This is a genomic window from Streptomyces sp. Tu 3180 (assembly GCF_009852415.1).
Classification (GTDB): Bacteria; Actinomycetota; Actinomycetes; order Streptomycetales; family Streptomycetaceae; genus Streptomyces.
This window is the reverse complement of sequence record NZ_WOXS01000002.1, coordinates 7,858,954-7,872,099: the sequence shown is the minus strand read 5'-3', so window position 1 is coordinate 7,872,099 and position 13,146 is coordinate 7,858,954. Positions and strand designations below refer to the sequence as shown.

Annotated in this window: 10 protein-coding genes; 4 read left to right on the top strand and 6 right to left on the bottom strand. The window is 74.2% G+C overall.

Annotation, left to right across the window (positions count from 1 at the left end; translation table 11 throughout):
• Window positions 1-183: 183 nt before the first annotated feature.
• Window positions 184-2,613 carry a SpoIIE family protein phosphatase gene (locus tag GL259_RS35435; RefSeq protein WP_159537634.1) on the bottom strand — a complete coding sequence of 810 codons (2,430 nt, stop codon included), beginning with the start codon at window positions 2,611-2,613 and terminating at the stop codon, window positions 184-186.
• A 727-nt stretch (window positions 2,614-3,340) separates the two neighbouring features.
• Here GL259_RS35435 and GL259_RS35430 point away from each other — a divergent pair.
• Both GL259_RS35430 and GL259_RS35425 read left to right on the top strand, forming a co-directional pair.
• Window positions 3,341-4,543, top strand: coding sequence for a glycoside hydrolase family 64 protein (locus GL259_RS35430; RefSeq protein ID WP_159537632.1), 1,203 nt, complete (start codon window positions 3,341-3,343; stop codon window positions 4,541-4,543).
• A 323-nt stretch (window positions 4,544-4,866) separates the two neighbouring features.
• Window positions 4,867-5,073 (top strand): hypothetical protein, encoded by a 207-nt coding sequence (locus GL259_RS35425; protein ID WP_159537630.1) that lies wholly within the window; start codon window positions 4,867-4,869, stop codon window positions 5,071-5,073.
• Between the two features lie 103 nt (window positions 5,074-5,176).
• On the opposite strand, the gene GL259_RS35420 is transcribed toward GL259_RS35425, so the two are convergent.
• From GL259_RS35420 to GL259_RS35400, 5 genes are all read right to left on the bottom strand, one after another.
• The gene (locus GL259_RS35420) at window positions 5,177-5,665 is read right to left on the bottom strand and encodes a DUF5709 domain-containing protein (protein ID WP_159537628.1); all 489 of its coding nucleotides are present in this window, start codon (window positions 5,663-5,665) and stop codon (window positions 5,177-5,179) included.
• 125 nt (window positions 5,666-5,790) lie between these two features.
• Window positions 5,791-6,636, bottom strand: a complete 846-nt coding sequence (gene prcB / locus GL259_RS35415; RefSeq protein ID WP_159537626.1) for a proteasome subunit beta — start codon at window positions 6,634-6,636, stop codon at window positions 5,791-5,793.
• 91 nt (window positions 6,637-6,727) lie between these two features.
• Window positions 6,728-8,224: a hypothetical protein gene (locus GL259_RS35410; protein ID WP_159537624.1), complete on the bottom strand. Its 1,497-nt coding sequence runs from the start codon at window positions 8,222-8,224 to the stop codon at window positions 6,728-6,730.
• Between the two features lie 216 nt (window positions 8,225-8,440).
• Window positions 8,441-10,795: a glycosyl hydrolase family 65 protein gene (locus GL259_RS35405; protein ID WP_159537622.1), complete on the bottom strand. Its 2,355-nt coding sequence runs from the start codon at window positions 10,793-10,795 to the stop codon at window positions 8,441-8,443.
• Entirely contained in the window at window positions 10,792-11,529 is a 738-nt protein-coding gene (locus GL259_RS35400; RefSeq protein ID WP_159537620.1) for a beta-phosphoglucomutase family hydrolase, read from the bottom strand. The genes GL259_RS35405 and GL259_RS35400 overlap by 4 nt, the downstream gene beginning before the upstream one ends.
• A gap of 93 nt (window positions 11,530-11,622) precedes the next feature.
• Between GL259_RS35400 and GL259_RS35395 the strand changes: the two genes are divergently transcribed.
• Complete coding sequence (locus tag GL259_RS35395) at window positions 11,623-12,339, top strand: nucleoside/nucleotide kinase family protein (RefSeq protein WP_159537618.1); 717 nt, start codon at window positions 11,623-11,625, stop codon at window positions 12,337-12,339.
• Between the two features lie 44 nt (window positions 12,340-12,383).
• On the top strand, window positions 12,384-12,887 hold the full coding sequence (locus GL259_RS35390; protein ID WP_159537616.1) for a GNAT family N-acetyltransferase: 504 nt from the start codon (window positions 12,384-12,386) through the stop codon (window positions 12,885-12,887).
• Window positions 12,888-13,146: the final 259 nt, after the last annotated feature.

The following is a 13,146-nucleotide window of genomic DNA, read 5'->3' as shown; positions in this document are numbered from 1 at the left end:
GTCGTCCTCCCGGCCGGAGGAAGCCGCCGCCGGACGGCCCCGCCCGCACCCTTTGAGGCCCCGCGACTCCTCCCCCGTGTCCCCGCACGCGCGCCGTGTCCGGCAGCCCCCTGCCACGCGCCTCCCGCAGCCCCGGTGCGTCCGCCCCGGGCCCCGTCACGAGGCTTGGCCGGCCATGTCCGCTCAGGCCACCAGGGGGATCTCGGCCCAGATCGTCTTGCCCTGCCCGGTGTGGCGGGTGCCCCAGTGCCAGGCGAACTGGGCGACGAGGAGCAGTCCGCGTCCGCCCTCGTCGAAGGAGCGGGCGCGGCGCAGGTGCGGGGAGGTGCTGCTGGCGTCGGAGACCTCACAGATGAGGCTGCCGTCGTGGATCAGCCGCAGCTGGACGGGGGGCCGGCCGTAGCGGATGGCGTTGGTGACCAGCTCGCTGACCACCAGCTCGGTGACGAAGGCGGACTCGTCCAGCCCCCAGGCCGTCAGCCGGTCGGCGACCTGTTTGCGCGCCTGGGCGACGACGACGGGGTCCGAGGGCAGACTCCAGGTGGCGACCTGGCCGGCTCCCAGGGCGCCGGTGCGGGCGACGAGCAGGGCGATGTCGTCATCGGGAGGGCCGGGCAGCAGCGTTGCGAGCACGTCGTCGCAGAGCGCGTCCAACGCCTGCGCGGGCCGGGTGAGGGTCCGGCGCAGCGCATCGAGCCTCTCGTCGATCTCGTGGCCGCGGGCTTCGATCAGGCCGTCGGTGTACAGGGCGAGGAGGCTGCCCTCGGGCAGTTCGACCTCACGCGCCTCGAAGGGCAGGCCTCCCAGGCCGAGTGGTGGGCTCGCGGGGAGGTCGAGGAAGGCCGCCTCGCCGTCCGGGGTCACCACGACGGGCGGCGGGTGGCCGGCCCGGGCCAGGGAACAGCGCCGGGAGACGGGGTCGTAGACCGCGTAGAGACAGGTGGCACCGATGTCTCCGGCGATGTCGGCGTCGGCCGCGGCCTCGGAGGACAGACGGATGACGACGTCGTCGAGGTGGGTGAGCAGCTCGTCGGGCGGCAGGTCGATGTCGGCCAGGGTCCGGACGGCCGTGCGCAGCCGCCCCATGGTGGCGGAGGCCTGGATCCCGTGGCCGACGACATCGCCGACCACCAGGGCGACCCGGGCGCCGGAGAGCGGGATGACGTCGAACCAGTCACCGCCCACGCCGGCCCGGCCTCCGGCGGGCAGGTAGCGGGAGGCGGCCTCGACCGCCGGCTGGCGGGGCAGGGCCACGGGCAGCAGACTGCGCTGCAGGGTCACGGCCGTGACGCGCTCACGGGTGTAGCGGCGGGCGTTGTCGATGCACACCGCGGCCCTGGCCGTGATCTCCTCGGCCAGCAGGACGTCGTCCTGTGCGAACGCCTCCGGGTGCCGGGTGCGGCCCAGGAAGACCGAGCCGAGGGTGACACCCCGAGCGCGCATCGGCACCACCATCACCGAGTGCGCCCCGGTCCGGAGGAGCCGGGTGGCCCGTTCGGGGTCCTGGGCCGCCCAGCGGGCCATGGAGGAGCCGTTCACCTCGTACACCGCGGAACGGCCGGTGGCCAGGCACTCGGCGGTGGGCGCGGACGGCGGGTACTCCACCTTGTTCCCCAGCCGGAGCATGATGCCGAGGAGGGCATCGGTGGCTGCCTGCCGTGCGGCCCGGCGCATGGTGACCGGACCGCGCGGCGGGCCGTCGGGCGGCTCCTCGCCGCGGTGGATGAACTCCAGCAGGTCGACCGATGCGTAGTCCGCGAGCCGGGGGACGACCACGTCGGCCAGTTCCTGCGCGGTACGAGTGATGTCCAGGGTGCTGCCGATGCGGTTGCCGGCCTCGTTGACCAGCAGCAGCCGCTGGCGGGTCAGGTACTGCTCGGTGATGTCGAGGAGCGCGACGGACGATCCCTGCACCTGGCCGAGGTGGTTCTTCAGGGGAGAGAGGAACACGGACCAGGTACGCCTCCGTGACTCGGTGGGTGCCCGGAGGTGCCGGATCACGTGCACGGGTTCCCCGGTGCGCACCACCTGGTCCTGGAGCTCTGTGAACTCGTCGTACGCCGGACTGGGCAGGAAGTCCATGAGGCGGCGCCCCCGTATCTGCTCCTCGGACAGGCCCACTATCCGCGCTATCACGTCGTTGGCTCCCACCGCCCGGTTGTCCTGGTCGTAGAACGCCACGGCGACCGGGAGCTGGGACAGGGTGAGTTCCCTCAGCAGCGTGCCCTTGTCCCCGGGCGGGCTCGGGCCGTCCGGAACCGAGGCCGTGAGGACCCATTGGGTCCGCCCGTCCCCGTCCGGGCACGGACAGGCCCGGAGCACCACGTCCACCGTCCGGCCGTCCCGGTGCCGAGCCGGGACGACGCCGTACCACGGCGCTTGTTCCGCCAGACGGCGCAGAGCAGACGAGGGGAGGCGTGAGACGAGCAGATCGGCCGCGGGGCGTGAGACGACCTCCCCGGGTGCGTAACCGAGCAGGCTCCGGGCCTCCTCGCTCCACCCCGTGATCACACCGCGCTCGTCGGCGATGGCGACGGCGGTGGCCGAGGCCGCGGTGCACGGCTCGGGCGTGTCGTCGGGTCGGCTCTCAGCACCGTTGTCCTGTAGTGCCATTTTCACCCATTTCGTCCCAGCAGAAGAACATTTTACCGGTGAGCGGGGAGGAGACGAGCAGGCCGAGCCCGGCCGTGCCGTCCGGCGGCGGAGCGCGGCCGTACGGGGCGACAGCCGTGGGGGCGGCGCGACAGCCGGCCGGGGCGGCGGCGGCCGGCGAGGGTCCGCTTCCGCCGGGCGGCGATCCGGTCGGCAGCACCCCTTCCGGTGCAGCGTGAACGCCCTCGTGCGTGGGCTGCGCAGCTTCCGCTCCGGGGGCGACGACTGCCCGGAGGAGGACCGCCCGCCCCGGCCCGGCTCGCGGGTGCCACCGTGCCGAAGCCCGGTTCGACGCCCTTCGGGGGTGGAGGACGCGCACGACGACGCGCACGCGGACCGGTGTCGAGCCCCGGTCCTGGCGCCCCGCGCTCCGCCCCCGTCGCCGAAGTCCCCGGAGGGAGCGCTCTCTTCACGGCGGCGGTCCGGCGACGGCTTAAGGGGTCCTTAAGAGGCGGTTAAGCAGGCGTAGGGATCTCGTCGTTCTCTCAAGTAGGCGCAGGTCAGAGCGGGTTGGGGACAAGTCGGACCCGTTGGCGGGGGTCCTTCCGGTCCGTACCATCGAAAGCCGCGCACCGGTCCCGGACACGCGGACTGAGAGCGCTCTCATCACCGGAGTGCGCTCTCGGTCCCCTCCCCACGTCGGGCGGCGCGGACAGGAACCCGCACGAGTACTTCAGGAGACCCCCACATGACTCCTCGTCACCAGCGCGCCGTCGGCCGTCGCAAGGTCCTCTTCGCCCTCGGCGGAGCCGCCGTGGCCGCACCCGCGGCGGCCGTGCTCGCCCCGCACGCGCTCGCGGGGACGTCCGCGGACGGGAAGGACGCCTCGGCGGCGGGATCGCTGCCGCTGACGATCGTCAACAACAGCGGTTCCTTCGGCAACGCGAGCGTGCACCTCTACATCGTGGGCAGCCAGGACGGCCGGCAGGTCCGGGTCACCCCCGAGGGCACCCTCGCCCCGGTCTCCCCGTCGGACAACGGCGCCGACGGCTTCACCGACTACGCGATCGACCTGGCCGGCAGCGGCGAGACCCGGCTGTCGCTGCCCTACATGTCCGGCCGGATCTACGTCTCCCTCGGCGCGAAGCTCAAGTTCAAGGTCGTCACGGACGGCAACGGCAACGCGGCGCTGCAGTACCCGGCCGGCTGGGTCGCCTCGGACCCCAACTACGGTGTGCTGCACGACTGCGCGGAGTTCACGTACAACCCCTCCGGCATGTTCTGCAACACGACGATGGTCGACATGTTCAGCGTGCCGCTGAGCATCCGGCTCACCGGGTCCAAGGACCAGACGACGGGCACGGTGCGCGACGGCGGCCGCGCGGCCGCGTTCGCCGCCGTCAAGCAGGTGGAGGCGTTCTCGCGGCTCGTCGTGGGCGACACCCGGATCATCGCCCCCGGCCACGGGCTGGACGCCGGTCTGTTCGCCAAGGACTACCTCGCCCCGTACATCGACGAGGTGTGGAGCACCTACACCGGCCGGGATCTCAAGGTCACCACCAACGCCGGCACCTTCACCGGCCGGGTGCGCGGCGACCGGCTCACCTTCGACGGGCCCGCCCAGGTCTCCTTCGGCAAGCCCTCCACGCGGGACGTCCTCTTCTGCGACGGCGCGCTCGCCGCCCCCAACGACGGCACGACCGGGCCGGTCGCGGCCGTGCTCGGCGCCGGCTTCAACCGTTCGACGCTGCTCAGCCACCCCGCCCAGCCGACGACCGACGCCTCGGTCTTCTACCGGACCGAGCTCACCAACCACTACTCCAAGGCCCTGCACGCCGCCACCGAGGACGGCAAGGCGTACGGCTTCGCCTTCGACGACGTGGCCGACTTCGCCTCCTACATCCAGGACACGGCTCCCACGGGCCTGCGGCTGACGCTGACGCCCTTCTAGCCCGTCCTCCCGGGCCCGTCCTCCCGGGGCGTCCCGGGGCCGCCGCTCCCCGGGCGCGGGCTCCGGGTGCGCCGCGCGGCCCGCGGAGAGGGGGCGGACCGGCCCCGGGACCCCGGCGGTGGCGCACGGGGTTCCGGGGCCGGCCTTTCGGGGCCAGGTTTCCCGCAGGCCCCGAAAGGTACCCCGGCACACAAGAGGAGCGGCCCTTCACCGCGGGTGCCCCGCTCTCCGGATGCACGGCGGGCCCCCGCGTTGAATGGTGATGTCGGACCCGATGACAGCACCGGGGCCGCAACAGCGATCCGGACCCGAGGAGCCAGAAGATGTCGACGTCCCAGCCCGACGCGTCCCGGCAGTCCGAGGGGGGCACCACCCCGGACCACCTGCTTCACGCCCGCACCGGCACCGATGTGTCGCCGGAGGACCTGGTCCTTGCCTCGGGCAAGGACCTCACCCCGCGGAACCTCGAATGGGCCAAGCGGAAGCTGGCCGACGAGGGGCCCGCCGCCATGGACAAGATCCTTCCCTGAGCCCCACGACCCCTGCGACACGGCGCCGCCGCCGGTCCGGTGCGCGTGTGCACCGGACCGGCGGCGGCGCCGTTGCGGAGCGGGCGGGACCCGCGGCGGACCGTCAGGTCCCGTCCTGGCCCCCGGGCAGCGCCGTCTCGTCCTCGACGACGTGCATCGCGGCCTCCTCCGCGCCCGCGGCCCCCGCGTCGATGCCCACGTCCTCGGCGACGGTCTCCTTCGTGGTGTCGGTGCGGACGCCCTCGTCCGGCGCGACCAGCCGTCCGGCGCGGCCGGTGCCCGCCTCCGGGTCGACCGGCTCGCCCTCGCCCCCGGGGAGGTCGCCCACGTCGTCGCCGTCGGGGGCGGACACGTCGGGCACCTCCTGGGCCAGCCGCTGGTCCAGGGTCTCCCCCTCGTGCTGCTCGGCGGCCGTGGTGCCGTGCTTGGTGACGCCGAGCGGTTTCTCCGGCGGGGAGTAGCCCTCGTCGAGGGTCTCGTCGTAGGTCCGTTCGTCGACGGCGTCCTGCATGTCGAGCGGCGCGGCGTCCTCCTGCTCCTCGTTGCTTCCGGTGGGCTGGTAGGCGTCGTCCCCCATCGGTTCGGTGCCCATGGCTTCCTCCCTGTCACGCTGCGTCGCCCCGTTCGTCCCGGGTGCCAGATCCGCGTTTCCCGTCACGCGATCTCTAACCTCCGGGAATCCGCCGGGTGACGGGGACGCCCCGCCCGGGGCCGACGTCACACGCGCGCGGTCGGGCCGTCCGGCCGGGCCTGCCGGCGCTCGACCATCTCGAGGCTCAGCCGCCGGGTCTCGGCCTCGGCGAGCCGTGCGTAACCGTCCTCGTCGATGACCGACACGACCGGGAAGATGCGGCGCGGGATGTCCGGACCGCCGGTCGCGGAGTCGTCCTCGGCCGCGTCGTAGAGCGCCTGCAGGGCGGCCAGGGCCGCCTCGTCGCGGGACATGTCCGGCCGGAAGAGCTTCTTCAGCGCTCCCCTGGCGTACGGGGACCCGGAGCCCTCCGCGTGGAAGCCGTGCTTCTCGTAGCGTCCGCCGGCGGCGTCGAAGGAGAAGATGCGGCCCCGCCCTCCCCCGGGCGCGGCGGTGTCGTAGCCGGCGAGGAGCGGGACGACGGCGAGGCCCTGCATGGCCTGGGCGAGGTTCTGGCGGATCAGGGCGGCCAGCCGGGCCGCCTTCGCGGTGAGGGTCATGGGGGTGCCCTCGATCTTCTCGAAGTGCGCGAGTTCGACCTGGTAGAGCCGCACCATGTCCAGGGCGATCCCCACGGTGCCGGCGATCGCGACCGCCGTGTGGTCGTCCGCGGGCAGCACCTTCTCGAGGTCGCGCTGGGCGATCAGGTTGCCCATCGTGGCCCTGCGGTCCCCGGCGATCAGCACGCCGTCGCGGTAGGTGAGGGCGAGGATCGTCGTGCCGTGCGGGACCTCCGCGGCGCGGACGCCCTCGGGGAGGGTGCGCGTGACCAGCAGCTCGGGGCGGTGGGCCGCCAGGAACTCGGTGAACGACGAGGTTCCCGGTGTGAAGAACTCCTCCCCCAGCCGTCCTTCGTGATCGCTCGCCGCCATGCCGTCGCCCCCTCGTCACCCGTCCGCGCACCGACAACCGACTCCTACCTGGAGCGGGCCCGGGGGAAACCCCCGGTGCCGCCCGCGCGTCTCACCCGGAGCCGTCCGGCCGGGGTGGCGGGGCGATGCGGACCTCGAGGTCGCCGACGCGGTGGACGGGCCAGGGGCGGGCGTAGCCGGGCGGTGTGCCGCCCGGGCCGGTGAGCGCGGCGACCGGGACGCGGTCCGCGGTGCGCAGGATCTCCTCCGCCGTGGTGTTCTCGTTGTTCCCGGCGGTGGCGCCGGAGGAGCAGCCGGTGTAGTAGCCGATCGGGATGGCCTCGTGCCCGGTGATCAGGCAGGGCGGGCGGACGCCGAGCCGGTGCAGCGCCTCGGCGGTGCGGGCCCAGTCGCGGCGGCTGTCGACGTTGCGGTCCACGGTGTGCACCAGGACCGTCAGCTGCACCGCCAGATGGCCGGCCAGCCCGAACGCGACCACGGCCGCGACGGCCGGCCGCCACCTCCCCCGCGGTGTCCGGACCAGGTGCCACAGCGCGTCGGCGACCGGCAGGGCGAGCAGGGCGTAGGCGGGCTGGAGGAAGCGCGGCGCCGCGTATCCGATCATGAACAGGTACGGGAGGGCTGCGGTGGCGGCACAGGCCAGGGGCAGCAGGGTGGGCAGGACGCGCCGGGACCGTGTCGCGACGACCAGGCCGAGGGCGGCGAGCAGCGGCAGGACGAACCACCACAGGGTGATCACGGGGTGGGGCATCGACCCGGTGCACGGCCGGCACAGGGCGCGTCCGCCCAGGCTGCGCAGCTGGTCGTCGACGGCGATCTGCCAGCCCAGCCCGCCCTGGATGCGGGAGGCCTCGGCCAGTCGCTCCGCCGGTCCGCCGAATCCGGCGTAGGCCTCGATCACCCACTCGGCCCCTCCCGCCACGAGGCCGCCCGCGAGGGCGAGCAGGAGCCGCCCGTGCCGGTGTGCCAGGGCGAGGACGAACAGCGGGAGCGCCACCCAGACGGCGTCGGTGGGCCGCATCCACGCCATGAGCGCCGCCCCCGCCGCCACGCCCCACAGCGCGCCGCGGTCCGAGCCGTCCGCGCGGTGCCGCAGGAAGCAGCCGACGGCGATCAGCGCGCCGACGGCGACCCAGTAGTTGGGCATGGCCTGGGGACCGTAGAAGAGGGTCACCCACAGGGAGGCGAAGAAGGCGCCCGCGGTGACCAGGACCCGGGTCGGGAACAGGCCGCGCCAGGCGCACAGGGCCAGGTGGAGGGCGAGGCCGGACAGCAGGGCCAGGTAGACGCGCAGCAGCACCGTGGAGGAGGACCAGGACGCGACGGGCGCCACCAGCAGGGAGACGCCCCGGGAGCGGGGGGCGCTGAAGAAGGCGGCCGGGTGGTGGGAGGTGACCTGGCTGACGTAGACGATCTCGTCCCAGCCCAGGCCCAGCACCGGACGGACCAGGACGAGCTGGGCGAGGACGAAGACGGCGGCCAGCGCCGCGAGCGGTCGGGTGCCGCGCGCCCGCCGGGCCGCGTCCGACGCGGACCCCTGCCCGCGCCGCCGCGCACCGACGAGGAGGGCACCGGTGCCGTCGGTCATCGTCCGTCCCTTGGTCCCGCGCGTCACGTGTCCCGGGTTCCGCGGACCGCGGGGCCCGAGGGCCCGGCGGGGCGGCGCACCCGGATTCCGGAAGACCCGGATTCCGGAGAACCCGGTTTCCGGAAAACAAGGACAAACTAACCCGCCCGGGGCGGGCGGGCAGGGCGGAATACGGCCAACCGCCTGACCCGCCCCGGACGCCCGCCCCACCGCCGGTCAGCGGGGGTGCGGGGCGCGGTGCGGAGGCTGTCCGGGAACCGGGCGCGGCGCGGACGGGGGCACGGGGCGCTCGACGGGGGCGTCCTCGCGCACCGTCAGCTCGGTCCCGTGGTGGCGGACGGTCAGCGGCGGGCCGGAACGCAGCGTGTACGTGGCCCGGTCCGCGGTGATCTCCACGTGCAGGCACCGGCCGAGGAACCGCAGGGTGAAGGCCAGACGGCGCAGCCTCGGCGGCAGCCGCGGGGCGAACCGGAGACTGCCGTCGTCCCAGCGCATGCCGCCGAACCCGGCGACCAGTGCCGTCCAGGTACCGGCCAGGGAGGCGATGTGCAGTCCGTCGCGGGTGTTGTGCTCCAGGTCGGCGAGGTCCATGAGCGCGGCCTCGCCCGTGTAGGCGTGGGCCAGCTCCAGGTGCCCGGTGCGGGCGGCGAGGACGGCCTGGACACAGGCCGACAGTGAGGAGTCGCGTACGGTCAGCGGCTCGTAGTAGGCGAAGTTGCGGGCGATCTGCTCCTCGTCGGAGAACTCCTCGAACCAGTCCGCGCGGGTGTGCATCGCCAGCACCAGGTCCGCCTGCTTGATCACCTGTTTGCGGTAGAGGTCGAAGTAGGGGAAGTGCAGCATCAGCGGGTACTGGTCGGGACGGGTGCCGTCGAAGTCCCAGCGCTGGTAGCGGGTGAACCCGGCGTGCTGTTCGTGGACGCCGAGTTCGTCGTTGCGGGGGACGTGCACGGCCTCGGCGGCGTCGCGCCAGCCGGCGCTCTCCTCCTCGTCGACGCCGAGTTCCGCGGCGCGGTCGGGGTGGCGCTTGCAGGCGTCGGCGGCGGCCAGCAGGTTCGCGCGGGCCATCAGGTTGGTGTACGTGTTGTCGTCGGCGACGGCGCTGTACTCGTCCGGCCCGGTGACGCCGTCGATGTGGAAGGCGCCCCGGTCGTCGTGGTGGCCGAGGGAGCGCCAGAGGCGGGCGGTCTCCACCAGCAGTTCCACGCCGGTGTCGTGCTCGAAGCGCTCGTCGCCGGTGGCCTGGACGTAGCGCACGACGGCGTCGGCGATGTCGGCGTTGACGTGGAAGGCGGCCGTGCCGGCCGGCCAGTACGCGGAGCCCTCGGAGCCCTCGATGGTGCGCCAGGGGAACGCCGCGCCGCGCAGGCCGAGTTGGGCGGCGCGCTCCCGGGCCGCCGGCAGGGTGGTCTGCCGCCAGCGCAGTGCCTCGGCGGCGGCGTCCGGCACGGTGCAGGTCAGCAGGGGCAGCACGAAGACCTCGGTGTCCCAGAAGGCGTGCCCGTCGTAGCCGGAGCCGGTCAGTCCCTTGGCGGGTATCGCGCGTCCCTCGGCGCGGGCCCCGGCCTGCAGGACGTGGAAGAGGGCGAAGCGGACGGCCTGCTGGATCTCCTCGTCACCGTCGACCTCGACGTCGGCCCGGGCCCAGAAGTCGTCGAGGTACGCCCGCTGTTCGTCGAGCAGTCCCTGCCAGCCGCTGTGGGCGGCCGCCGCGAGCGCCGCCTCCACCTGGTCGCTCATGGCGGGGCGGGAGCGGGCGCCGGACCAGCCGTGGGCGACGAGTTTCTCCACCCGCAGCCGCTGCCCCGGTTCCAGGACCGAGGTGACGGTCAGCCGGGCCACGTCCACGTTGCTCTCGCAGCCGGTGGTGGTCCGCCCGGGGCCGTCGATGACGTGGTCGGCGGCCACGGCGACCCTGAGGCCGCTGCGCCGGGTGCGGTGCACCAGGCGCAGCCGGCGGCCCTTGGCGAGGTCCTCCTCCGGTTCCAGCGGGGACTTCAGCGCGCGGGCGGCGCGCGGGTCGCCGTCCGGGCCGGGCAGGCTCTCGTTGGCGACGAGTTCGGACTGCACCACCACACGCGTCCGGCGGTCGACGGGTTCCACCTCGTAGGCGACGGCGGCGATCGCCCGCTGGGTGAGGGAGACCAGCCGGGTGGAGCGGACCCGGACCGTGGAGCCGGCCGGGGAGGTCCACTCGCACACCCGCTCCAGCACGCCCCGGCGCAGGTCCAGGGTCCGCTCGTGGTGGACGAGCCGCCCATAGCGCAGGTCGAACGGCTCGTCGTCGACCAGCAGCCGCAGCACCTTGCCGTTGGTGACGTCGATGACCGTCTGGCCCGACTCCGGGTAGCCGTAGCCGGCCTCGGCGTAGGGCAGCGGGTGCAGTTCGTGGACGCCGTTGAGGTAGGAGCCGGGCAGGCCGTGCGGTTCGCCCTCGTCGAGGTTGCCGCGCCAGCCGACGTGGCCGTTGGACAGCGCGAACACGGACTCGCTCTGCGCCAGGAGGTCGAGGTCGAGGGTCCGCTCGCGCACGGTCCACGGCTCGACGGCGTACGCCCGCTGCGTGATCACCGACCACCCCCGAGTTCGGCGAGGTCCGTCACGACCCGGTCGGCGCCGTGCGCGTACAGCGCGTCGGTCTGCCCCACCCGGTCCACACCGACGACGTACCCGAAGTGCCCGGCGCGGCCGGCGTCCATGCCAGCCTGCGCGTCCTCGAACACGGCCGCCCGGGACGGCTCGACGCCGAGGTCCCGGGCGGCGGCGAGGAAGGTGTCGGGCCTGGGCTTTCCGGGCAGGCCGCGTTCGGCGGCGACCACCCCGTCGATCCGGACGTCGAAGAGGTCCTCGGCGCCGATCGAGCGCAGGACGTCGCGGCAGTTGGCGCTGGAGGAGACGATCGCGGTGCGCAGTCCGCGGGCGCGGACCGCCTCGATGTAGCGCAGGGTGCCGTCGTAGGCCTGCACTCCGTCGGTGCGGATCCTCTCCAGCAGCAGTTCGTTCTTGCGGTTGCCGAGGCCGTGCACGGTCGGGGCGTCGGGCGGGTCGCCGGGGGTCCCCTCGGGCAGTTCGACGCCGCGGGAGGCGAGGAAGGTGCGCACGCCGTCGGCCCGCGGGCGGCCGTCGACGTACGCGTCGTAGTCGGTGTCGTCGAAGGGCCGGAAGTCCTCGCCGTCCCGCTCGCGCAGGAAGGCGTCGAACATCTCCTTCCAGGCGGCCGCGTGGACGACGGCCGTCTTGGTGACGACGCCGTCGAGGTCGAAGAGGCAGGCGAGGATGTCGTCGGGCAGACCCAGATCCGTCATACAGGACACCCTTCCCCCCGCGGCGCCGAACAGTGAGTGGCGCGGGCCACACGACGGCGGGACGCCCGCTTCCCGGGTGGCACACTCCCCCGTGTGACACTGACCTTCGACGACCTCCTGCGCCGCGCCCGCTCCCTGGTACGGGGCGGCCGGCGCGCGATCCTCGGCATCGCCGGCGGCCCGGGGGCGGGCAAGTCCACGCTCGCCGAACATCTGGTGCGGGAACTGAACGGCACCGGGGAGCCGTGGGTCGCGCACGTCCCCATGGACGGCTTCCACCTCGCCGACGCCGAACTCGACCGCCTCGGCCGCCGTGACCGCAAGGGCGCCCCGGACACCTTCGACGCGGCCGGATACGCGGCGCTGCTGCGGCGGCTGCGCGAGGAGGAGCACGACGACGTCGTGTACGCCCCCGGCTTCGAACGGGTGCTGGAGCAGCCGGTCGCGGGGGCGGTCCCGGTGCCGCCGGCCGCCCGGCTGGTGGTGACGGAGGGCAACTACCTGCTGCTGGACACCGGTGCCTGGGCGCGGGTCCGGCCGCAGCTGGACGAGGTGTGGTTCTGCGCCCCGGACGAGCGGGAGCGGATGCGGCGGCTGGTCGCCCGGCACGAGGAGTTCGGCAAGAGCCACGAGGAGGCGGTGGCGTGGGTCCTGCGCACGGACCAGCCCAACGCGGAGCTGGTGGCCGCGACGCGGGACCGGGCCGACCTGGTGGTGCCCCGGTCCGCGCTGCCGGGCGGGGACACCGGGGCGCGGGGGCTCCGGCGTACGGAGGGGCACCGCGCGCCCGGGGACGCGTCCGGCCGCTGAAACCGGCTGGACGCGGACCGGCCCGGCACAGCAGGCTCTCGTCCATGATCAGAGAAGCCACCGTCCACGACGTCCCCGAGATCCACGCGTTGGTCCGCGAACTCGCCGCCTACGAGAAGGCCGCCGAGCAGGCCCGCGCCACCGAGGAACAGCTGCGTGCCGCGCTGTTCGGCGAGCACCCCGCCGCCTCCGTCCTGATCGCCGAGGACGACACGACCGGCGCCGTGGTGGGGTTCGCGCTGTGGTTCCCCCGCTTCTCGACCTGGACCGGCACGCGCGGCATGTACCTGGAGGACCTCTACGTGCGCCCGCACACCCGGGGCGCCGGGCACGGCAGGGCGCTGCTCGCCGCCCTGGCGGCGATCTGCCGGGAGAACGGCTTCGAGCGCTTCGAGTGGGTGGTGCTGGACTGGAACGAGCCGGCGATCGCCTTCTACAAGGCGCTGGGCGCGGAACTCCTGGAGGAGTGGACGGTGTGCCGGCTGACCGGCGCCCCGCTCGAGGAACTCGCCGCGCGGGCCCCGGCCGTGGTGCGCCGGGCACGGTGACGCCCGGCGGGCGGCACGGGGTGCGGCCCGGGGCGGCACGTCCGGCGCCGAGTCCGCCGGGTGCCTCCCCTGCCGTCCGCCGGGCTCCGGCACGGCGTTCACGGGGGGCGGGGATCCCGCCCTGTGCCGCCCCGGCGTCGACCGCCGCGTTCTCGTCGGTGCCGCGGGGGAAGCCGCGGAGCGCTCGACGGTGCGGTCCCGCCTGCCCGCTCCGCGGGGGCGGGTGTGCGTCCCGGTCCCGGAGGGCCGTGGCCCCGCC

What these genes read in the sequence shown, in the direction of transcription:
- GL259_RS35430 (WP_159537632.1), top strand. Translation starts at nt 3,341, where the DNA reads ATGACTCCTCGTCACCAGCGCGCCGTCGGCCGTCGCAAGGTCCTCTTC.
- GL259_RS35400 (WP_159537620.1), bottom strand. Translation starts at nt 11,529, where the DNA reads ATGACGGATCTGGGTCTGCCCGACGACATCCTCGCCTGCCTCTTCGAC.
- GL259_RS35420 (WP_159537628.1), bottom strand. Translation starts at nt 5,665, where the DNA reads ATGGGCACCGAACCGATGGGGGACGACGCCTACCAGCCCACCGGAAGC.
- GL259_RS35425 (WP_159537630.1), top strand. Translation starts at nt 4,867, where the DNA reads ATGTCGACGTCCCAGCCCGACGCGTCCCGGCAGTCCGAGGGGGGCACC.
- GL259_RS35435 (WP_159537634.1), bottom strand. Translation starts at nt 2,613, where the DNA reads ATGGCACTACAGGACAACGGTGCTGAGAGCCGACCCGACGACACGCCC.
- prcB (WP_159537626.1), bottom strand. Translation starts at nt 6,636, where the DNA reads ATGGCGGCGAGCGATCACGAAGGACGGCTGGGGGAGGAGTTCTTCACA.
- GL259_RS35390 (WP_159537616.1), top strand. Translation starts at nt 12,384, where the DNA reads ATGATCAGAGAAGCCACCGTCCACGACGTCCCCGAGATCCACGCGTTG.
- GL259_RS35410 (WP_159537624.1), bottom strand. Translation starts at nt 8,224, where the DNA reads ATGACCGACGGCACCGGTGCCCTCCTCGTCGGTGCGCGGCGGCGCGGG.